The following is a 21,964-nucleotide window of genomic DNA, read 5'->3' as shown; positions in this document are numbered from 1 at the left end:
ACGTGGGCTAAGCGCTTAGCCCACGCTCTGTTATTCGACAAATAACCCTCTCCAGTGTATTCCCCGCTAGCGTTAGAACACCTGCCCACAATAGGCTTCGACAAAGCATAACCCAGTCACCCGCAAAAATGCCTACCCAATAAGCGCGTAGCATTGCTAAAAAACAGGGTGACTAAGACGCGAAACAAAGGTACACAGCCAATAGTTACTCAGGTAAAGAAACAGGAGCCAGGTGTTCGCCACAGCAGAGCTGCAAATCCTAGCTCACCTAGCGACAATTTATACCAACAAAATCGAAGAGAGCCGTTAGTGAGCAGAGCATCACCAACAAATTAAAACCATCAATGCAAACAGTAGCGCCTGCACAGCATTAGCCAAGCAGGAAAGCTTTTGGGCGAGCGAACTACAGAGCTATGAAAGAAGTGGTGATTTTAGATATCGACTATACCTAGTAAAAGGCTCACACACATATCGTGCTAGTAGCGCCATAGGCAATACTTTTACTAGGTTAGGTAGGAAATAGCAGGCGAAAAAAATCAGCCTGTTTTCAAATCTCGCTGGCAGTTACGTTTAAGTAAACGAATTTCAGATTCTAACTGCATTTCTCGTTGTTTAAGCATATCCAACTCGGCTTCTTTACAAGCCAATTGCTCAAACACGCCCGTTGGGTAATCACCTCCACCTTTAGCAAAGCTCAGCTTGTGGGAGTAACGCTTACTTACGTGTCCTACTGGTGCTTCTATCACCGCATCCATACTGATAACCTTTTTGTCATTAAGTGAGTCATTGCTTAAGCATTGCAGACAAATAGCGTTTGCGCAAAGTTTAAAATTGACTTAAATCAAAGCGATTAACGAGGAAATTTTATTCAACTAGCAAACATATTTTTCATCTAAAAAGTCAGTTGATCAAACTAGATCTTAAACAAAAAACCAAATAAAAAAAGGGAGCCTAAGCTCCCTTAAATTTTGTGAAGTAGTGATTACTTTACACGGCCTACATATTCAGCGCTGCGAGTATCAACTTTTACCACTTCGCCAATTTGGATAAACAAAGGCACACGTACTACTGCACCTGTGGTTAAAGTAGCAGGTTTACCACCAGTGCCGGCAGTGTCACCTTTAAGACCAGGGTCAGTTTCGGTTACTTCTAACTCAACAAAATTAGGAGGCGTCACTAAGATTGGGTTTTCATTCCAAGTAGTAATAACACATATGTCTTGTTCAACTAACCATTTAGCCGTGTCGCCGACAGCTTTTTCATCTGCAGCAATTTGCTCAAAAGTATCGTTGTTCATGAAATGGTAGAATTCGCCATCGTTATACAAGTAGGCTAATTCGTAATCCATCACGTCGGCCGCCTCTACAGACTCGCCCGACTTAAAGGTTTTTTCTAAAGTTTTACCGGTTAGTAAACGGCGTAATTTAACGCGGCTAAACGCTTGGCCTTTACCTGGTTTTACAAATTCATTCTCTAGAATTGCATAAGGCTCGCCGTCGAGCATAATTTTTAGCCCGCCTTTGAATTCACTGGTACTATATGACGCCATTTGGTCCTCTACTTACAAGGTAATATCAATTTCAATGTTGCGAATAATACCGCGAAACGACGCTGCTGTGCAGGGTAATTGGCAAAAAGAGCTGGCAAACGCCATCACAGCTCCCAAAGATCTGCTGCAATTTTTGCAATTGGACCCAGAAAACTATCAATTAGACATTGCAGCCCGCAAATTATTCCCAATGCGCGTACCTTTAAGCTTTGCCAAACGCATGCAAAGTGGCAACCCTAAAGACCCGTTGCTACTACAGGTATTACCCCAACAAGCAGAATTTATTGACGTTGCAGGCTTTAGCCAAGACCCCCTTGAAGAGCACCAAGCCGCTGTGCCAGGTTTGCTACATAAATACCAAAGCCGAGTACTGTTTATAGTGCGTGGCGGCTGCGCGGTAAACTGTAGGTATTGCTTCCGTCGCCACTTTCCCTATCAGGATAACAGCCCGAATAAACAAGGTTGGCAGCAAGCCTTAGATTACATAGCTAAAGATGAAGCGATTAATGAAGTGATATTTAGTGGTGGCGACCCACTAATGGCAAACGACCAACAGCTTGCTTGGTTAGTTGAACAACTAGAGAAAATTACCCACTTAAAGCGTCTGCGTATTCACACCCGTTTACCGGTGGTGATCCCCAGCCGCATTACAAACGAATTGGTCGAGCTGCTGGCTCAATCTCGCCTGCAAACCATTGTGGTAAGCCATATCAACCACCCCAACGAGATAAACCAGGAGCTAAGCAGCGCCTTTGCCAAATTACACCAAGTGGGTATTACCCTGCTTAACCAAGGTGTGCTACTAAAAGATATAAACGATGATGCCAACACTTTGGCAAAGTTAAGTGAGGCCTTATTCTCGGCCAATATTTTGCCCTACTACCTGTTCTTGCTCGATAAAGTTGCAGGCGCAGCACATTACGATATTGACGAGCAAAGCGCAGTGTCGATAATGCGAGACTTGTATCAACGCTTACCTGGCTTTTTAGTTCCTCGCTTAGCCCGCGAGCAAGCAGGCAAACGCAGTAAAACACCAATAGATATTGGCTTGAGCTAAACTAAAGCAACAGAACAAGGCTTAACTGCCATTTGAGTTAAGCGCGTATTCACCCAAATACAGTGACCACATTCATGGATAAAACCAAGCTCATTGAGCAAATACAAGAAAACCTCAAAGACATCTACCACAAGGCTATTGATGCTGACACGGTGATTCAGCAACAACAAGAGCAAGGCAAAGCCAAGTATACCGAGTTGTTTAAAGACAGTTTATTTAAGGCCAAAGACCAACAGTTTTTACCCTATGTAGAAGAGTTAGCGAGTGATTTGGTGCTACTACAAGAAAGCCAAGACGACGAGCACTTTGTTACTCAATTAAAGGTAATGGTTGCCAAACTAGAGCAAATCCACAGCTTACTGGCCGACTTCAAACAGCTTACTCGCTAGCGCGATCTGCAAATGCTCTCAGGTAAGGGGAGAACTCTTCGGCTGGCGCCCACGCAGCGACAGCCGCTCCCAATACCAACACTTCTTTTGTAATGTCTTTAAGCTGCTCTAAATGCTGTTGATTCTCTACGCCGTCTACCAATAATTTCACTCCCAAACGATTGGCAAACATCACTGTGGCTATCAACATAGGCTGTTTGTCGCTGGTATTAAGCAAGTCCGACATTAAGGATTTAGCGCCGCGCAAGTACTGTACAGGCAGGTGATTAAGCAATTCCAAGGGGCATTCTGCGCTACCAAAATTATCCAGTGATAAACTCACCCCAATTCTGCGTAACTCACGAATGGCATCCACACAATCTAATAGCATTTGTTGGTTGCTATCGATAATGTTAATGATTAAGCGATGTGGCAATATTCGGCTTTCAATTAATACTTTGTTCACCAGGACTAATAAGTCGTTGTGTAAGGTGGATGAAGAAATCGACACCGCCAATTGCAAATTGGTATTTAAGCCATGCTGCCAACGCTTAAGTTGCTGAGTGGATGCTCGCAGTACCCAAGACTCCAACGCCACCACACTGCCGCAAGCATGGGCAACATCGACCAACTCGGCCTGCTCTACCCAACCATAAACCGGATGCTCCCAGCGCGCTTGCACTTCGGCACCGACCACTTTGTCATTCGCTAGGTCCAAAATAGGTTGGTAAAACAAACTCATTTGCTGGTTTTCTAAGGCATCACGAAACTGGCTAAGTAGGTGCTGCTCTCGCTCTTTAGCCAGTTGCATTTGTCCTTCGAAGAATTTCCAAGAGCTGCAACGTGACTCCTGCTTAGCCTGATACATCGCGGTATCAGCTTGGCCTAATATGCTTAGCCAGTCGTCTTGGCTATCTAAGGCGGTACTAATGCCGATACTGGTGCCTACAAAGCACTCCCTGTCTTCTAAAGACATAGGCTTTTCTATTACGTTAATTAAGCGCTGCGCGAAGCCCGAGCAATCTTCACTAGAGCGCACTCTAGTTTGTACAATGGCAAATTCATCACCACCTAAACGCACCGCATAATCACAGTGGCGCATTTGCCCATTTAAGCGCTGCGCCACCACGTTTAAGATGCGGTCGCCATACTCGTGACCATAGCTGTCGTTAATGCTTTTAAAGCCGTTAAGGTCTAGCACCATAATCGCGTAATCACGACGATTGTTTTCTAGACTCGCAATAAATTCTCGTAAACCGGCGCGGTTAGGTAGGCCGGTGAGCACATCATGATTAGCAAGATAGCGGTTGATATGATTCTCGCGCACTATCATCACAATCAAAATGGAGCCGCTAATTAGCAGCGCACCAATAGCAAAAGACAAAATCAGCTGCAGTTGCAATAACTTAAAGTCGGTTTTCTTATCAAACTCGCTATTTCGCTGAAACTCTTTATTCACCAGGGTGTTGATAGGCGCCGAATACATATTCAGCCGTTCAATAACCTGCTCAAATTTTTCATGACTAGGCGGTAAAGCTTGCAGTAAAGGTTCGATACGTTGAACCTCTTGAAACAGTTCTCGAACCAATTGTCTGGCAGACTTTATATTATGAAAGCCCGCATTTTCTTGGCCTTCTAACAGCACCGGGAAACGACTCCACAAAATGTCATAACGCAGCATCAGGTCAGAATGCTTAACGCCGCCAAGCCGATACAGCTGCAGCGAATTAATGAAACGACGATGCTCCATTTGCAACTGAACAACCGACCAAGACGTAGACGACTTAGGCGACTCAAGTAGTTGAATAATTTGCCTTAATTGGTAAATACTGATGACCGCACTGACCACAAACAGTGATACCACTAAGGAAATTAAAAACTTCTTATATTTTTGCGAAAGCTGGGTAAGCCAATTCATCAATAGCTAGGCTCACTTAACAATAATGCGTCGTAACTGCCAAATCATAAAATCATTATAAGGCATTTGCAGCAATTCGGGATGGTCATCTATCGGCAGCATTAACCACAATGGGCCTTTATCTCGCACCCGCATTGGACGATCGTTATCAGACCAAGCCAAGATAGGCTCAAACTTCTCTATGTCGGAAAAGTCGATCTCAATTTCATAATTATTCAAGGCCACTAAGGTAAGCTTGCTCGATTGAGCCCCGGCTAACTCGAGTACTTCAGCCACTCTTGGGCCTTTGTAGTGATGGCGGGTTTCAACCCAGGGGTGGCGTGTAACAATGGTGTGCTGTGGCAAGGCCTGTAGCATCTTTAGGTCAAAGTCTGCTGCACCTTGATTATTTCCATGCTGAATAAGGCCAGCAATGGTTAGTATCGGTTCGTCTTGTGGCGTTGCTAATTCAGCAGAGCTGAATGAGGAACATAGCAATAAACTTAATGCTAACAAAAATCGCATAACTCGTTCTCCTTAACGTGGTTAGCTGCGCTTAACTCCATCGTTCAATCCTAAACCATAGCGCATTTGTTGCAGTCACATCTTGAGTATGCGTGAGTTTCAGCCAATAAAAAAGGGCAAGCTAAAAAGCCTACCCTTTTTTCAAGCTTGAGAAGCTGGCTATATCATGTCGCCCATCAAAACATAAGCATTTGATAAAATTGTAAATTTATTCAATCTGTATTTTAGATACCCCAACTTATACCCCACAACAGTTTAAATACATCCTATTTTTACATCGCTGCGCTTACAAAAAGCGGTATCTAGCCAATAATTTTTGCCTGCTTAGCATGTTATTTGTGATTGTAGTGTTCACACAATTGGTTTTGGACTAAAGCGAACTGACGCTAAAACCCACAGGTAATTACAATAGCGGACACGCTAATTCAACGATGCATAACAAAACTCTTACCAACCAAATGATTAGTTTAAGAGCATATCAAGAAATCTCCGTTAAACTAAAAGCGAGAACTGTTGCAAAACCGTGGATGCACAAGAGGTGCTAACACGAGCCTATTGACGACTCTAGATACTCCCTACAACTCTAACGTGAAACTCTGCTAATGCCGCAGAGGTCCTAGCTTTGCTTATCGAGCTATTCATTGCTATATGTTATTTAAATGATACTAACAGTATGCAGGTTGGCAAAGCTTATAAATACTCATTTGAAGATGAAATTACTTTTACTCGCAGCTGTTTTGTTAATCGGTCTTTCCACCGATACCCATGCACAAAAGCGCCTCAAATACTCTTCCCACCCGACTGAAGCTCCAATTAGCTGGGCGAACGAAGAAGGCAACTTAATTGGAGTGGGTCCCAAACTAGTTGAATTGATTTTTGATGAACTAGGCATTACTACAGAACCAGTGCTTCTCCCATGGAAGAGAGCGGTATCTGGCGCTTATCAAGGCTCTATAGACTTAATCAATAGCATTTACTTCACCGAAGAGAGGGCTGACTACTTAGTCTATTGTGACCCATACTACTCTGAAGATCGCATTGTTATTATTACCAACAAAGAAAACCAACTTCCACTGATTACCTTAAACGAACTTACCGGGTTAACTGGAGGCAGCATCATTGGAGATAGTTGGGGAGTCGAATTAGATAGCTTTATAGCGAATAAACTGGACATCGACAAAGTAAAATACTTTGAGCAGAACATAGGAAAACTGCTAGCAGGAAGAATCGACTATGTTATTGCTTCTGAGTTCAACGCCAAGATTCAGCTTGCTAAATTGGGCTATAAAGATCAGTTTTCTTTAAGTTTTGCACCGGTTAAAACAGAAAAAGTCTACATGGCTTTTTCAAAACATTCCCCCTTTGTAAAATACCTACCTCAAGTTAATCGTAAGCTCCAAGAGATGAAAGATAGCGGTGAGATAAAACAGCTTGAAGAGTACTACCTAATTAAAGCTTATCAAGATTAGAAGTCCATAACTTTAATCGAATTACACTCCCTCAAAAAGGCTACCTAACTCAGCCTTTTTGAGGGATGCTTAAACTTAAAACTCGCCTAAGGTAGCCACCCAAGGGTGATTAAAGGCCTCTTTTGCGTTCAGGTTCCAAGAAGGGCCAAAGCCCGTGTTCCAGGTAATAAAAAAGGCTGTTTTTGGCATATCCTTTTCAATTTCTTTGATTAGGTTATGGTAATCAAATGGCGTTTTAGGTAGCCATCGTCCATTTGGATTCCAATTTGAACGGGGCCCGGTTTCGGTTAATGCATAAGGTTTGTTAAACGTGGTGGTCATCACCCTATAGTCAGCTTTTAGATCATCAATATCTGCTTGCCCATTAAAGTATGCATCTAAGCCAACAATATCTACGTAAGCATCACCAGGGTAATACTCTACTAAAGAAGGTCGCCCCCGGTCAGGTGAATAAACCCAGATCAAATTGTTTAAGCCCTTATCTTCACTTAAGTACTTGTGCATGTCTTGATATAACTTAACAAACAGTGCCTGCCGCTCGGCGGTGCCGCCCTCTGCGTTATCAGCTCCCCACCAAAACCAATCGCCGTTCATTTCATGCAAGGGCCTAAAGATAACTGGCACGTCGGCTTGCTTAAACTTCTCTAATCCGATGGCAACTTCATCCATTATGTCTAACCAACGTGCGCGCTCCACACTTCCGGTTTCAAAAATACGGGCATATTCTTGGTTACTAACTGCGGTTTTAAAGTTATCTGAAAAAGTATTGATTGGGCTAATTAAGTGGTTACTAATTTGTACTACATGGCCTTGCTTGGCTTTAAGTATTAAATCTTCAGCACAGCCGGTATAAATAGCATCACTTGCTTTCTCATAGGCGTTCCATCCCAGACCAAAATCACAGGCATAAATGACGGGGCGTTTACCAGTTACTTTTTCAATTCGCACCATTTCATTATCATCTACTTTTTGACCTTGTTCATCCTGAACAAACTCACCATCTCCGTTATAGCGGCCGTAATCGGTTCTTTCAATGTCACTATATCCGCCAAACAACCCACTAAGTAGTTTGTTCTCAGTTTTATCTTCTAGGCTTACTAACTTTCTGTATAGCTCTTGGGTTGTTAGCGAGGAATCTGGATTACTTAACTGAGCAGCTTTATTGCTCTCTTCGGTTCTATCATTGCCAGAGCTAACGCAGCCCGTCGAGACTAAAGCTATTGTAAGTGCCGCAATAAACGGAGATAACTTCATACATACCTCTTGTAAAATTCAAAACAAAAACGCCAGAAATCGTATCGTTACGACAAAGGTTATTCTATAGAAACTTACTGAAACTTAGATATCCCTCTCTTTATAAACTCCCAAATAACAATCGATAGTTATCAAGATGACAAATCATCAAGTACTCGAAAAGTCATCGGCATCATATTCCTTAAATAAAAATGAAAACGTTACGATTTAGTATTCACTATGAACAAAAATCGATTTAAATCACTAATACACTTTTGGAGTTGAAGGATAAATGAACAAGTGTAAGCCCCCTAAAATTGCAACATTGCTAATAGCCACTTTTATGAGTGGCGCTCTAGCAGGATGTTTCTCATCTGATAACAATAATGCGAATACTCATGACACCCCCGTAGATAACATTATCCCTGCTAGCTGCCTACCTTTAATGGCCGAATCGGTTGTCGATACAGACTGGCAGGTAGAGAGCTATGACAATTATGAGTTTGAAGCGGCCTTTGATGAGAGTTTAGAAAAAGGAGCCGTTATTGGAAATGCTCCAACTTTACAACATGACGGTGACGGAGAGTTAAGCTTAGACCCTGCGAGCAATGGTCAATATGTATACATGAATGGTAATTCTGGAAAGCTATACCTGCATAACATAAGCATTCCCGAAGACGGTGTGTATGAATTTAAAATCCACGCAAACACTCAGCCAGGATACAAAAAACAACACATATTCTTGTATAAAGACGGGCAATTAGACCATACCAACCTGCAAGACGATCAGCACGAAAATGCTGCATTCTCCCAATGGGGCTATGAGTTCTTAGAGCATGCTGATCCCCAATGGCACGAGTTCATAATGCGTCCTGAATTGGAGGCTGGGAACTACTCTATGGAGATTCGCCTGTCGTGGGGATATACCATTTTTGACCAATTGGAAGTGAGCAGCAGCCCTATAAGATTTGCTTCTCAATATGCACTCACACAAGGCGTGCACTATACCAAAGAAATGAACCCAATTTCTGCAGAGTTAAAACTAAATACCAACAAGTTAGTTGGTGTGTCTATAGGTGGAGAACCCGCGAGCTATACGCTAAATGATGAGTGCAACCAACTAACAATCAGTGCAGATGGCCTTTCCCAACTTGAACCCGGCTCGTATCAAGCACAGGTCGACTTTGACTACATGGAGCCGACAACCTTTGAAATCAAAGTCATTGAGGATGAAAATCTAACGGGCCCAGCAGGTGATCGCTATGAAGCCGAAGATGTAACCCTTGGCGAACTAATGAAAGTTCGCAGTTATGGGGACTCAGACTGGGATACCCTTGATGATGCAGCCAGTGGTGGTAAGTATGTCAGCATGGAAAATAGCGGTAACTTGCTGTTCTATGTAAACGTAGCCCAAGCGGGTTTGTATAACGTAAGTTTCCGCTATCGAACCGGCAGTAGCGATAAAGCACAAGATATAAAAGTGAATGATGAGTTTGCTTTACCTGGCGCAGGTTTTCGCTCCAGTCGAACCTATTGGGAAACAGCCAATTTCCCCATGGAGTTTAAAGAAGGCAGCAACAAAATTGAAATCATCAAAAGTTGGGGATACCAAGACTTTGACTACTTTGACGTATCACGAGAGCCAGTTGCCATGGCCGCTAAAATTGGGCCTAAGCAACAAAGCTTCTACCTAGACAAGCCAAAGCAATTATCAATCAAAGTTGACCCCTATGGTAATCAACTCACCCAAGTGACCATTAGTGGGTTAGCTGAAGACTCTGAGGTACAAGATGCTGAACTGCAATATGAAGTAGAAGAGTACAAGGATGTCATTGAGGGCCGATTCACTAGCGTCATTTATGGCGGTTTTTTTGCGCACTTAAGTAGCCAACAGTTAGCGAACTTAGCTCCTGGAGATTATGAAATATCTTGGCAGCTTTCTAATGGAGACATTCAAAAAACACAACTGGCAATAGTGAGTAAGCAAGAACCTGTTAACAACGACTTTGTTGTGATCTTTTTTGACTCTAGCCACGGTAATGCTGCGGCATTTTTAATGCCCAGCGGTAAAACGCTGATTGTAGATTTAGGCCAATGGTGGGTGAACCTTGATAGAGTAATTCCATTCCTTAAAGCCAACAACATTGAGCCAGACTACCTATGGTTAACTCACCCTCACGGAGACCATATTGCCGGAACTTATCGACGCCAAGTTTATGATGGGTTTATCTCCGACGGACACGAAGCTTTTGTAAACGCCTTTCCAAATGTAATGGTGCAACGCTCGATGCACGAAGAAGACGGCGGTGATAGAAACTTTTTTTCCAGTGGACGAGAGTTTGAATTTGAAGGTACCAACGTAAAAATTCTCAATACGTTTGGTGACTCTTGTTCAGAAGATGCCATCGCTGTTAACTCCTGTGATTTAAATGCCAACTCCTTAGCATTTAGCATGAATTACCAAGACTTTACAGTGCAGTTCCAAGGTGACATTTATGCCCATAACCAAGACCGCATTATGCGTGAATATGGGCTAGGTGCCATTACCGGGCAGGTATTGTATGGGAACCACCATTGGCACGGCTCTATCAATCCAGAGTACGTAAAAAATGTCGACCCATCACTAATTTTCGTTCCGGCCAGTGAAGTGGTCTACGCGCGAGGCGCCTTCACTCAAGACGCCATGGAAGCGGTGAACTTTCTAAGGCGTCATGGCAGTCGCTACAAAGAGATGCTGATGAGTTTTGATATAGGCCATCTAATCATTCGTGCAACAAGCAATGATGATGGGGAAGTTGAATGGACTTACGAAACGATGAAGGATTTGGCCATCGATGAGGTTGGTGATTTACGCTACCCAGACTATTCCGATAGCCAACAACAAGCCCTACACCAAAAGGTCTATCTACCTAACCTAGACAAATGGCGCTCTGTGGCCGAATAACAAGCAATCACTTACAACTTACTATTAGCGAAACACCCAAGGTGTTTCGCTTTGTTGCTATGAGACGTACAACATGAAAAGTATCTATTTAGTTTTTTTTCTGCTTATTACAACAAGCATAACTTCATATGCTCACAACTTAGGGGAAGGCGGTCACTTAGTCGTAACTTTAGATGAAAAAGGGCATGCGGAATTACAATTTGATCTCACAACTGGTGAGCTAAACAAGCGCTTCAACTTAGACGAAAATTCAGATGGAAAGCTTAGCGTGGAGGAAGAGCGCAACTACCCTGCAAATGCTATTAGCCAGTACATCAGTAACAATTTAAGCATTCGTTTCGATGGGAAAAGTTGTGAATACACTATCAGTAACCACAAATTTGTGATTCATGGCAGCGGTAACTATCTACGATTTCTGCTCGAACATCAGTGCCCAACAATAGAGCAAAGTATCTCTGCAAGCTACAACCTGCTTTTTGAAAATGATGAAGAGCACAGTGGCTCTATGCACCTTACCCAAGGCGATGCCATGACCCAAGTTCGCTTCTTTAGCGACCAACGCGAGCAAAGCATATCTCTAGAGAAAATCAGCATTACCCAAACCATTAAAGAGTTTTTGATTGAAGGTATTTGGCATATCTGGATAGGTCTTGATCATATATTGTTTCTGGTGTGTTTGATCTTACCGGCTGTACTATTTATCTCTAACAAACAGTGGCATGCCAAAGAATCATTTAAAGAGGTCACCTTAGAGACACTCAAAATTGTTACCGCATTTACGGTTGCCCATAGCATCACTTTAATCAGTGCTGTTTTAGGCTGGGTTAGCCTTCCTCCTGCTCGCATCACCGAATCAATTATTGCGCTGTCAGTGATTGTTGTGGCATTAAATTGCTTATTCCCAAGAGTAAATAAACAATTAACACTAATCACCTTTATTTTTGGTTTGATCCATGGCTTTGGCTTCGCCAATGTCTTGTTAGAATTATCTTTACCAAAAACAGCAACCTATGTTGCTTTAATCGCCTTTAATGTTGGTGTGGAAGTTGGTCAACTAATTATTGTTGCTGTGTTACTCCCGTTACTTTATTACTGTCGGGAATACAAGTTCTACCAAACGTTTATCCTTAGAGGGGGTAGTTCATTAGTAGGTATTGTCGCCCTCATCTGGTTGGCAGAAAGAGCATCGGGAATAGATTTCAATCCACTGTTTTAGCAACAAAACAGTGAGCGAGTATAGATTTATCCTAAATGAGTAAATCTATACTTCACACCACTTTGTTTAATTCTAAGAAGGCATTTCTGATACTTTAAAGCGGTCAACATAGCCTTGTAACGTACTACCATCTTTCTTAAGTAACTCGGTCATTTCCATAGTTTTAGAGGCTTGAGAAGCTAGGTCGCTAGAATCATCTCTCATTTCAACGGTACGTTTGTTTATGTCATTAGAAACCAGCGTTTGTTCCTCGGTGGCAGTTGCAATATAAGTCGCCATATCCAGAACTTTATCCAACTCTTGTTTTAGTTCTTCAAAAGAAGCTGAGCTTTTGAGTACCAAATCAGCAGCGTTACTGCCCTCTTCTTTTAATGCTTTCATTTTCTCCGTGGCTGCTGACGCTCCTACGAACAATGATTCAATTTGCTGTTGAATCTGTTTCGTTGAGTCTTGAGTTCGAGTCGCTAAATTTCTCACCTCATCAGCAACTACCGCGAAGCCCCGCCCCTTTTCACCAGCCCTTGCTGCCTCAATAGCAGCGTTCAGCGCAAGTAAGTTGGTTTGCTCAGAGATGTCTCTAATCACATTAAGTATGTTGCCAATTTGTGCCGCCTCTGAATTTAAGTTTTCTACTTGTTGGCTTGTATCACCTAGCTCCTCAGTTAGCTTAACCATCAGCTCACGACTAGAATCCACACAGCGAGCACTGTCTAAAGACACTGTATGGGCCGTTTGCACCGCTGTGGAAGTTTGCTGAGCCATATTAGACACTTCTTGAATGGTGGTAGTCATCTCGTTGGTTGCTACTGAGATACTGTCTGTAGACTCTTGCTGGCGAGCGGATAAATTTAGAGACAACTGCATCGCGCCAGCCACTTGTTCGGTAGTTTCACCCATGGTTTTAGATTGTTGCCTTACTCCAACTAAGGCTTCATTGAAGCTTTCAATTAATTGATTAAAGGCCTCTCCCAGAGCGGTAATTTCATTTCTCCCTTTGGCTGCCAATCTAAAACTCATGTCTCTAGTTTTAGCTAACTGGGTAAAGCTTCGCACCAATGAGTCAATCGGTTTAGTAACACTGTTAGCTACAAGATACGAAAACACTAAAGTAATAACGATAGCCGCTGCAACCCAAAATATTGACATGCGAAGAAGGTGTTGTGCTTCACTAACTTTAAGATCTTTTGTAGCAGATAAACTTGCTAACAATCCGTCTTCAACGCGTTGATAGGCTTGGGCAGTTTGTTGAGCGAGACTCGGCCAACGGCGTTGTAGCTCAGGACGTAAAGTTAGAGCAGATTTGTCGATAAACTTATATGAATCAAATACATCCCAATAAGCATTGGTTAATGATCCTAATAATCCAGAATCTAAGAAAGCTTTTTGATATACCGCCATTGATTCGGTACTTGCATAACGAACATACATTTCCCTAAAGCTACCTTCCTTTTCACGATACAGCATCATTTGGCCAAAAGTATAACCTCCCATTTGACTCGATAAGGCTGAGTTAATGTTTTCATGTAGTTCATTGTTTGCGCTAGAAGCAAGCAACAGATAGTAGTAAGCATTAGCGATCATACCTAGATCATGGTCTCGCATTGCCACTTCAACCACCTTACTAATAGTGTGTAATAAAGCCATTCTAGTGCGCTGTATATCCACACCAGTCCATATAGTTTGATCATCAAACTGGCTTTTATACTTATCTGAACTTACTTGTTTTTCATCCGCTACAAGCCTGATGAGATCTAGCTGTTTTAGCTTCTTGCGAATAAATGCTAAATCCTCATCTGTCCAAGAGCCCGAGTTAGCGAGGGTTGCTTCATTTTCAGACAAAAAATGGAGTAACTGTTGTTCATGTGATTTTGTATCGGCCCGCTCTTTGTTCATTGCAGAACGAAGAGCCAATTGCTGAGAGCTTTGTTTTTCATCTACTCTTAAAAAGTCAGCGACCGAGTTTTGCTCTTTATCAAGCGCGGCTAAAAGGGGCGAAAGCTGCTGAATGTATTGAATAACCAAACTTAGCTCATGCATCGCCTTTTGCTGGCTTAGCGCTCTATTAATTTGCTCGCTAGCAAAAAACAAGATGATAATCAGTGGCATCAAAACCAATATGAAAATTCGCCTGCTTATACGCATAGTTTGAAGAACATTCATGAATCCATCCTTAGTTATCTACAACATGCTTCTATTAATCTTCTCAAATAGACCAATGACAACGTTACGATAAATTAACCTTAAGATCACAAAAGTATGTAAATTATGCATGCTCCTTCAAAAAAAAGATGAAAAGCGACAACTTCATTGGAGTTGCCGCTATAACTCTAAAAATGGTGCTAATAGGCAAGTACCTTATCGATATATAGCGCCGTTGAACCACTTGCTGAACCGGTCGAGAAATAAATACCCAGCTCCCTGATATCGTTTCGATTAACAACCGTATTCAAATCAAGTATTGCAGTGTTTGTTTGCCCATTGGTAATGGTCAGCTCTCCACCGTCAAACCATTGATATTCTGGACCAGTTTTGAGGTACAATTTAGCTTTGAGGCCAGAACCAACGTTACCCCAAGAGGCCAAACGCACGAGTACTGAAAGAGAGTTTTTATCCGAAAGATCTAAGGCCGAAGCCACCTTTAGATCAAATGTATCATCATTCTTTAACTCAATATTGGCTTTAAGTGATTGCCCTCCAGAACACGCCCACTCATTAACAGCCCAATAACCAGATACACTTTGAGACTCACTTCCCCACCCCTCGGTTCCACTTTCAAAATCATAAAGAACTTCTGTTTGAAAAGGGGCAGTTTCAACAATACTCGAGAGGTGTTCGCCTTCCCATATCTCACCTAAATTAACCACAGCATCGTGATTAAAGGCTTCACTGGTTTTCAAGTTGTTAGTAGGGCTCCAAACATCATTCCATGGAATAAAGTAACTTGTTTGAGGAAAGTGGCTTTTTATCACCTTGATCATTTCGTGATAGTTAAATTGGCCCTTGTTTTGGTCAGGACCCACTTCAGCCAAAGCAAAGGGTTTGTTTAAACTTAGCATTTCACAGTAGCCGTTCATCAAACTAAAGTCATCTAAATAGGCATCTAAACCAACAATATCAACGTAAGCACTGCCTGGATAAAAAGCAGTTTTAGCATTGCGTTTAGCATCGGGCGAATACACCCAAATAAGATTGTTTAGAGTTTTGGTGTTGGTAAAGTAGTCGAACATGTCTTTGTATAGGTCCACATAAAGCTGCTGCCTAGTTTGATCACTTGAGTTGTAAGAGGTGGCTCCCCACCAAAACCACTCGCCATTCATTTCGTGTAGTGGGCGATAGATGACTGGAACACCAGCATCTTCTAACTCTTGTAGGCCTTCTGCTACTTTGTCTAAAATAGCCAACCAACGGATCCGTTCAGCTGACTGATCGACTAATAATTTGGCAAGGTCATCATTTGAGACGATTGAATTGAGTCCTCCAACCGCTTTACCTGAATCGTTGTAGTAGGCAATATTCCCTTCAAATATAGGGTTTGGTAGATGGTTGCTAATTTGCACTAAACCACCCGATTGCCAGTGAGAAATCAGTTGGGCATTACAACTATAGTTTATCAAGTCACTTTCACTGCCTGCGGCAGTCACATCCCAGCCTCTGGCATAATCACAAGCGTAAATACCAGGTCGTTGGCTGGCTAAAGCATTAATGTTATCTGACTCAGAACTTGAAAATCCATTAGAGTCAGATACGTTGGCATAACCTCCAAAAGCCCCACTTAACAAAGAGTTAGTATTTCGGTTAGGTAAGTGGGCAATCCAATTGTAGATGTCAGCCGTTGTTTGTGTAGAAGAAGCATTACTCAAGGTATAAGTATCTGCTGCCAGTCCGAATGAACTAGCTACACTTATTGCAGCTAGCGAGGCTACTAACAACTTCTTTTTAACTTGATTCATTTTCGTCAAATCCATTAGTTACGTGAATACAAAGGCTGCGCATGCCAACTTTTTTACACGGCAAATATAAACAAATTCGTAACGTTTCGATTGTGACTTAAAGCAAACTAAAAAAAATAAAGCTTGAGCAAGCTCAAGCTTTTTATATTTATTTGATATGGATTCAACTAAGTACAGTATTTACTTATTTTACAAATGGCTCTTTCAACAAAATAAACCGCCAAATATGGAGCCCAATAAACTAGACGTCCTTACAAAATAGCGACAAATTTTGTAGATGCTAAGCCTGCTTTAAGCTTCTCTAAAGCCTCAGGAATTTCATCAAAAGAGATGGTTGATAGTCGAGAGTTTACAGCTAGTTGGTGGTCCCTAACTAAGGTACTAAAACCACGCCTCAAACTACGCATTTCTCGTGGAGAGAAGTGTTTGTTAAATACATTTAAGGCTACTTCATGAATCGAAATAGCCTTATCAAAGCTCGGAAATGGATTTTTCTCAAAACGATCTTGGATAGTAACGATATGACCATTTACATCTACAAAATTAAACAGGCTTTCAGCGCTTGCTCGGTTTACAGTATCAATAGCGGCAAACGCAGGCTGCGCCGACAAAAACGCGCCCAAATCGCGACGCCAACCAGATTGCTTATAGTCAAAACATTGCGTAACACCGGCATGTTTCAATGCTTCATGATGCTGGCTATCCGCAACAGCAACTACATTAAATCCTTTATTTACAGCTATTTCTGCAGCCAGTCTACCTACCAAGCCACCGGCTCCATTAACCAATAAATATGACCCACAAGAAGTGGGTAATTTCTCAAGAGCCTGCCACGCGGTTAAGCCTGTGCAGGTAAGAGCTGTCGCCACATGAAAATCCACATCACTAGGAATTTCAAAAACTAAACGACCGTCGACCACAGCATGTTCCCCATAGGAGCCTTGGCGAGACAAAGACTGATGATAAGCAACTCGCGCTCCAACATTAATATCAGACTCGGGGCCCACTGCTACAACCACCCCCGCCCCATCAACACCAGAAACTTTATACCCATCACTCCCCACCATACCGGGGTGGATTATTTTCCAATCTACGGGATTTAAGGAGATAGCCTTGTTTTCAACAACAACGTCGGTTCCCTGCGGTTTATTAAGGGCAAGCCAACGCAAGTCCATGTCTTGTGGCTCTGATATATCGGTGGTAAATGTCCATGCTTTGGACTGATTAGGAAGTGAGTGCATATTCAACCTTACTACTTAAATGGCAAACATCAAATTATCATCACAAAACAATAATGATAACGTTACGAATAAAGATTACCACTTCGTAGCTAAGTTGCAACAGCAACAGAATCGGTAGTAACAAAGAGAGTAATTGGTGGTAAGTGAATCAGTTTTCTAGGGAAAATTTAGTCAAAATGATAGTAAATATTGCAGGTATGTAATACCGAGCCTCACCCAAAAAAACAAAAGCGAGTTAAGCCCAGTATATAGTTCTGGTTGTTAAATACTTGAACGAGTTATTTGCTAATTCAGCACCTTGTTAAGCAGAGCCAGAGTTTTAGCTGAGCCATCATACTCGGAATGAAGATCACCCTCATATTCAGCAGATAACACACCACTAAATCCTGCCTCCGTCAAAATACTCACACATCTAGCAAAATCGACTGTTGTTTCATTACCACTCTGATCAAAAGCGTAAGATTTAGCGCTGCCGCCTACCGTAATATTAGCTAGATCCTCCATACCCTGATAACGGTCGTACAAACGCTTTGGCGAATGATGCCAACCTCCCATAAAAAAGTTATCAAAATCGATATAAACTCCCGTGTTGTCCCGCTCAACACTTTCAATTAGCATCGCCAACCAAGCCCCATTACTCGATGGATGACCATGATTCTCCACCACAATACTAATACCCATCGATGCTGCCGAATCACATAATACCTTTAAGCTTTCACTACAATGGCGAAGTTGTTGTAAGTAACTACCGTCACCATAAGCATTTACTCTCAACTGAGAACAGCCTAACTCTGCAGCGGCCGTTAGCCATTGTTTATGCAGCTCTATTGATTTTTGCCTTTCTTTCACACTACTCGCAGCCAAATGACCCAGCTCGTCACACATCAAACAAGCAAATCGCACCCCTTGCTGTTCAGCATCCTGTTTCCAGCTACGTAGCCACTGAACATCTGATACTCTCGAAAAAAACAATAAATTAACCAGGTCAACCACCTTCACGTCTAGTTGGAGTGCTTGCTCGACAATGTCTCGGTTGGCCATACTTCCGCGAAGTACTTTTTCTGGGTCATTTTGCAGAGTAGCTAAGTATTTATCGTAGTTGTCTCTACTATCCCCTAAGATAGCCCGATGGAACGCCCACTGTGATAAGCCTAATTCAATTTTATTTTCCATTAATTCAATCTCCCCACTTAATCGAAAAATATATTTAGCTTTGCATACTGCAACAACATAATGGTTTTGCCATCAACGATTTCGCCATTCTCAAACATCGAATAAGCTTGCTCAAAAGGAAGCTCTAACACCTCAATAAATTCCTCTTCGCTGGCGAGCCCTCCACCCAAGTTAGGCCGCTCAGCACCTGAATAATCAGCCACAAACAAGTAGTTTTTTTCCGTCACAGCGCCAGGAGACATATAAACTGTCATTACAGGTTCTGGATCATCAATAATAAAGTCGGTTTCTTCGAGTATTTCTTTTTTAATACATTCTTCAGGAGACATTCCATCTAATACACCAGCACAAGTTTCAATCATTAGACCAGTAGAGTGAGCGTTTAAATAGGTAGGTAAACGAAATTGTTTAACGAGTACCACTGTTTTTCTCGAGTAGTTAAATAACAAAACCGCTGCGCCATCTCCTTTATTAAGTACCTCACGATGCTGAGTTCGCCAAGCGCTAGCCTTTGCTTTATAACGATACGAATACTTAGAGTAGGTATACCAACACTTTGATAGTACCAGCCTTTTTAAAATTTCTACTTTGGTATCACTCATCACTAACCTTTAGGCAAAAAAAAACCGCTAAAGACAGCGGCTTGGAAAGAATCCGAAAAAAAAGAAAGGATGCTACAAATAGCTAATGAAATGTATTAACTTTGAAAGCGCTTAAAACACATTTCACAAATACCATAGCACCCAACCAACCGTAACGTTACGATTAATGTATAATAGTTTGAGTGAAATCACAAAACTGTATGCAATCAAACTATTTTGTTAGAAAAAGCTGATCAAACACACACAATCGTAACGATTCGATTAAGCTAAAAGCTAATTGATCATACATTAGATAGCGTCATATATAGAATGACTAGTACACACAAGAGAACATCAGAGAAAAGTGACAACGTTATCACTCTTCCATAAAAACTAACGATAGTTATGTCACTAAAGCCTTGTTTAAGCGACATAAAGATAACGTTACGATCAATGTAGTTATTAAGGATTAGAAATGTTCAGGATAAACAAAATCGCTTCAGCGTTAACACTCGCATTAGTTGCTACCCAATTTACTGGGTGTGATGCAAGCTATGCTAATGACCCTTCAAATGGTGGAGGAGGTGAAGAACCAGGTTACGAATCCCCTGGTGGTAACGGAACCAGTGTAAATACTATCTCTTATCAAGGTAACGATATTTACCTTAACGGTGTGAATGTAGCATGGCTTAGCTTTGCTGAAGACTTTGGCCAAGGTTTAGATGAAACCCAACTAAACCATATGCTTGACCAAGTGAAAGAAGCAGGCGGTAACACCATTCGATGGTGGATACACGTAAATGGAACCCAAAGCCCAGTTTGGAACGCTGACCGCAGCGCTATTGCACCTGCAGCAGATCAGCAGCAAGTTATCGACGACATAGAGCGAGCTTTAGATCTTGCGCAAGCAAAAGGCATTTATGTAATGCCATGTTTGTGGTCATTTGACATGTTAGCGGCAACTCAGGCGAACATGACCAATCAAGTATTAAGCGCTAACCACTCCTTACTAACAGACTCAAATGTGCTTCAAGGTTACATCGACAACTTCTTAAACCCATTACTTGACCGAGTTGCAGGCCACCCAGCTTTAGTGGCAATAGATTTATTTAATGAACCAGAAAACATGACTGAATCTTGGTTTATTGACCGTGAAAGCTTAGACAGCGCTCTAGTCCCCGACTACAACGACATTCACACAACTACTGCAATTTTAAGTAATGCCATCCATAACAAAGCTGATGAACTGGGTGAACAGGTACTTGTAACGACTGGACCTAAATCTCTTGGCTTACTTAATGCTGATGGTTTTGGAGGTACTAACCATTACTCTGATGCCAACATGATTGCTTTGGGTGGTGATAATGCCGCGCTAGATTTTTATGCGCCTCACTATTACGACGACCAAGGAAAAGAAGGTACTTGGTCTCCGTTCTACCACAAAGCCAGTTATTGGGAGTTAGATAAACCCGTAGTTATTGGCGAGTTCTTCGCAGATAAAGATGCATATAAGCCAGCTGAATTTGACTACTTTGGTGACCCCATCGGCGAAGAGCAACTATGTGTAAGACTAAGTGAAAATGAATACGCAGGCGGGATCTCTTGGCAATGGACAAACCAATATCAAGCTTCAGTTTTGAACTGTGTTAGAGCCCTTAGCGGAGCCGATGCTCCAGACCCAAGTGCAGGCTCGAGCTATGATTTCGAAGACGGTGAGGTGCCATTTGGGTTTAGTTCCTCTTCAGATAGTTCTGGTAGTGGCCAGCTAGAGATAACCGCAGCTGAAGGAAGAAGCGATAGTAACGCACTAAGTTTGCGTGCAACGGAAGCCGAAGGAGAGAAGCAAACCAACCTCTTACTTCCTGTTGATCCTCAAACCATGCCGGAAGTGGCAACAGTGAACGTTTGGGTTAAAATTCCTCAAGCCGCAGCAGACGCAGGTTATAGCGGTGGTAAGATCTTTGTTAAAACCGGTGACGCATGGACTTGGGCAGAAGGTGATTGGTTTAACGCCAATGTAGGCGAATGGACCTTGTTCTCATGGACACCAGCGACAGTGTTAACCGACATTCGTGAGTTAGGTGTACAAATTTATGCCGGTGAAAACAGTGCGGCCGCTGATGGGGTAGCAATCTACTTTGATGATGTAAGCTTACTCGCTCAAGCGGAGTTGCCAGAGCCGCCAGTAGAACCAAGTTTTACCTATGACTTTGAAGCGAATGACAGCGTACCTACAGAGCTTTCTGGCACGTCGGATAGCAGTGGAACGGTAGCCCTTTCACTAACAACTGACGGCGGCGTAGATAGTTCTAAAGCAGTACTAATGACCGTTAATGAAGCAGGGGCAGAGAAGAAGCCTAACTTTGTTCAAGCTGTTGGCGGCAGTGGTACCTTAAGTGCAGCTAGCTTCATGGTTAAGTTATCTAGCGAAGCGGTAGCAAGTGGCATTACTGGCGGCAAAGTATTTGCTAAGACTGGTGAAGGTTTTACCTGGAATGAAGGACCTTGGACAGATCTAACAGCAGATACGTGGACAGAAGTTAGCTGGACACTTCCTGTTGACGGAGCACTTAGCAACGTTCAAGAGCTAGGCCTTGCCTTTTATGCAGGCTCTGGCGATGCTGCCGTTAATGTGGAGATTACTATCGATAACATTCAGATAGACAATTAAAACACCGTCTCTAAGGAGTAGCAAAATTGCTACTCCTTTTATTTTCGTTATAAGCCTATTCGGTCTACACTTTCTAAGGCAAAAGACTAT

Annotated in this window: 16 protein-coding genes; 6 read left to right on the top strand and 10 right to left on the bottom strand. The window is 42.3% G+C overall.

The features are described from left to right. Positions 1–536: 536 nt before the first annotated feature. The gene (locus K5609_RS03050; protein ID WP_221075905.1) at positions 537–755 is read right to left on the bottom strand and encodes an FtsB/FtsL family cell division protein; all 219 of its coding nucleotides are present in this window, start codon (positions 753–755) and stop codon (positions 537–539) included. 227 nt (positions 756–982) lie between these two features. Then, on the bottom strand, positions 983–1,549 hold the full coding sequence (efp, locus tag K5609_RS03045) for an elongation factor P (protein WP_163134559.1): 567 nt from the start codon (positions 1,547–1,549) through the stop codon (positions 983–985). A 34-nt stretch (positions 1,550–1,583) separates the two neighbouring features. Between efp and epmB the strand changes: the two genes are divergently transcribed. After that, positions 1,584–2,606 (top strand): EF-P beta-lysylation protein EpmB, encoded by a 1,023-nt coding sequence (epmB, locus tag K5609_RS03040; protein WP_221075904.1) that lies wholly within the window; start codon positions 1,584–1,586, stop codon positions 2,604–2,606. 74 nt (positions 2,607–2,680) lie between these two features. Next, positions 2,681–2,995, top strand: coding sequence for a primosomal replication protein PriC (locus K5609_RS03035; protein WP_221075903.1), 315 nt, complete (start codon positions 2,681–2,683; stop codon positions 2,993–2,995). On the opposite strand, the gene K5609_RS03030 is transcribed toward K5609_RS03035, so the two are convergent. Beyond that, on the bottom strand, positions 2,985–4,892 hold the full coding sequence (locus K5609_RS03030; protein WP_221075902.1) for a putative bifunctional diguanylate cyclase/phosphodiesterase: 1,908 nt from the start codon (positions 4,890–4,892) through the stop codon (positions 2,985–2,987). The two genes, K5609_RS03035 and K5609_RS03030, sit on opposite strands and share 11 nt — an antisense overlap. 12 nt (positions 4,893–4,904) lie before the next feature. Continuing rightward, positions 4,905–5,396, bottom strand: coding sequence for a putative pterin-binding protein (locus K5609_RS03025; RefSeq protein WP_221075901.1), 492 nt, complete (start codon positions 5,394–5,396; stop codon positions 4,905–4,907). Between the two features lie 710 nt (positions 5,397–6,106). Between K5609_RS03025 and K5609_RS03020 the strand changes: the two genes are divergently transcribed. After that, positions 6,107–6,865 (top strand): substrate-binding periplasmic protein, encoded by a 759-nt coding sequence (locus tag K5609_RS03020; protein WP_221075900.1) that lies wholly within the window; start codon positions 6,107–6,109, stop codon positions 6,863–6,865. Positions 6,866–6,940: 75 nt separating this feature from the next. Here the strand turns inward: K5609_RS03020 and K5609_RS03015 are convergent, their stop codons facing one another. Further along, positions 6,941–8,119: a glycosyl hydrolase gene (locus tag K5609_RS03015; RefSeq protein WP_221075899.1), complete on the bottom strand. Its 1,179-nt coding sequence runs from the start codon at positions 8,117–8,119 to the stop codon at positions 6,941–6,943. Between the two features lie 271 nt (positions 8,120–8,390). On the opposite strand from K5609_RS03015, the gene K5609_RS03010 reads away from it, so the two are divergent. After that, a complete protein-coding gene (locus tag K5609_RS03010) occupies positions 8,391–11,042 on the top strand; it encodes a CBM35 domain-containing protein (RefSeq protein WP_221075898.1) in 2,652 nt (883 codons plus the stop codon). A 73-nt stretch (positions 11,043–11,115) separates the two neighbouring features. After that, positions 11,116–12,258 (top strand): HupE/UreJ family protein, encoded by a 1,143-nt coding sequence (locus K5609_RS03005; RefSeq protein ID WP_221075897.1) that lies wholly within the window; start codon positions 11,116–11,118, stop codon positions 12,256–12,258. 72 nt (positions 12,259–12,330) lie between these two features. Here K5609_RS03005 and K5609_RS03000 read toward each other — a convergent pair whose 3' ends face one another. The 5 genes from K5609_RS03000 to K5609_RS02980 form a co-directional block, all read right to left on the bottom strand. Next, positions 12,331–14,418: a methyl-accepting chemotaxis protein gene (locus K5609_RS03000; protein WP_221075896.1), complete on the bottom strand. Its 2,088-nt coding sequence runs from the start codon at positions 14,416–14,418 to the stop codon at positions 12,331–12,333. 179 nt (positions 14,419–14,597) lie between these two features. Next, positions 14,598–16,208, bottom strand: a complete 1,611-nt coding sequence (locus K5609_RS02995) for a glycosyl hydrolase (protein WP_221075895.1) — start codon at positions 16,206–16,208, stop codon at positions 14,598–14,600. Positions 16,209–16,459: 251 nt separating this feature from the next. Continuing rightward, entirely contained in the window at positions 16,460–17,449 is a 990-nt protein-coding gene (locus K5609_RS02990) for an alcohol dehydrogenase catalytic domain-containing protein (protein WP_221075894.1), read from the bottom strand. Between the two features lie 285 nt (positions 17,450–17,734). Further along, complete coding sequence (locus K5609_RS02985; RefSeq protein ID WP_221075893.1) at positions 17,735–18,622, bottom strand: sugar phosphate isomerase/epimerase family protein; 888 nt, start codon at positions 18,620–18,622, stop codon at positions 17,735–17,737. A 17-nt stretch (positions 18,623–18,639) separates the two neighbouring features. Further along, entirely contained in the window at positions 18,640–19,224 is a 585-nt protein-coding gene (locus K5609_RS02980; protein WP_221075892.1) for an NUDIX domain-containing protein, read from the bottom strand. 454 nt (positions 19,225–19,678) lie between these two features. Between K5609_RS02980 and K5609_RS02975 the strand changes: the two genes are divergently transcribed. Then, complete coding sequence (locus K5609_RS02975; protein WP_221075891.1) at positions 19,679–21,874, top strand: cellulase family glycosylhydrolase; 2,196 nt, start codon at positions 19,679–19,681, stop codon at positions 21,872–21,874. Positions 21,875–21,964: the final 90 nt, after the last annotated feature.

Origin of the sequence: Agarivorans aestuarii (assembly GCF_019670125.1) — a bacterium.
GTDB lineage: Bacteria > Pseudomonadota > Gammaproteobacteria > Enterobacterales > Celerinatantimonadaceae > Agarivorans > Agarivorans aestuarii.
This window is presented reverse-complemented; position numbering and strand designations above follow the sequence as displayed.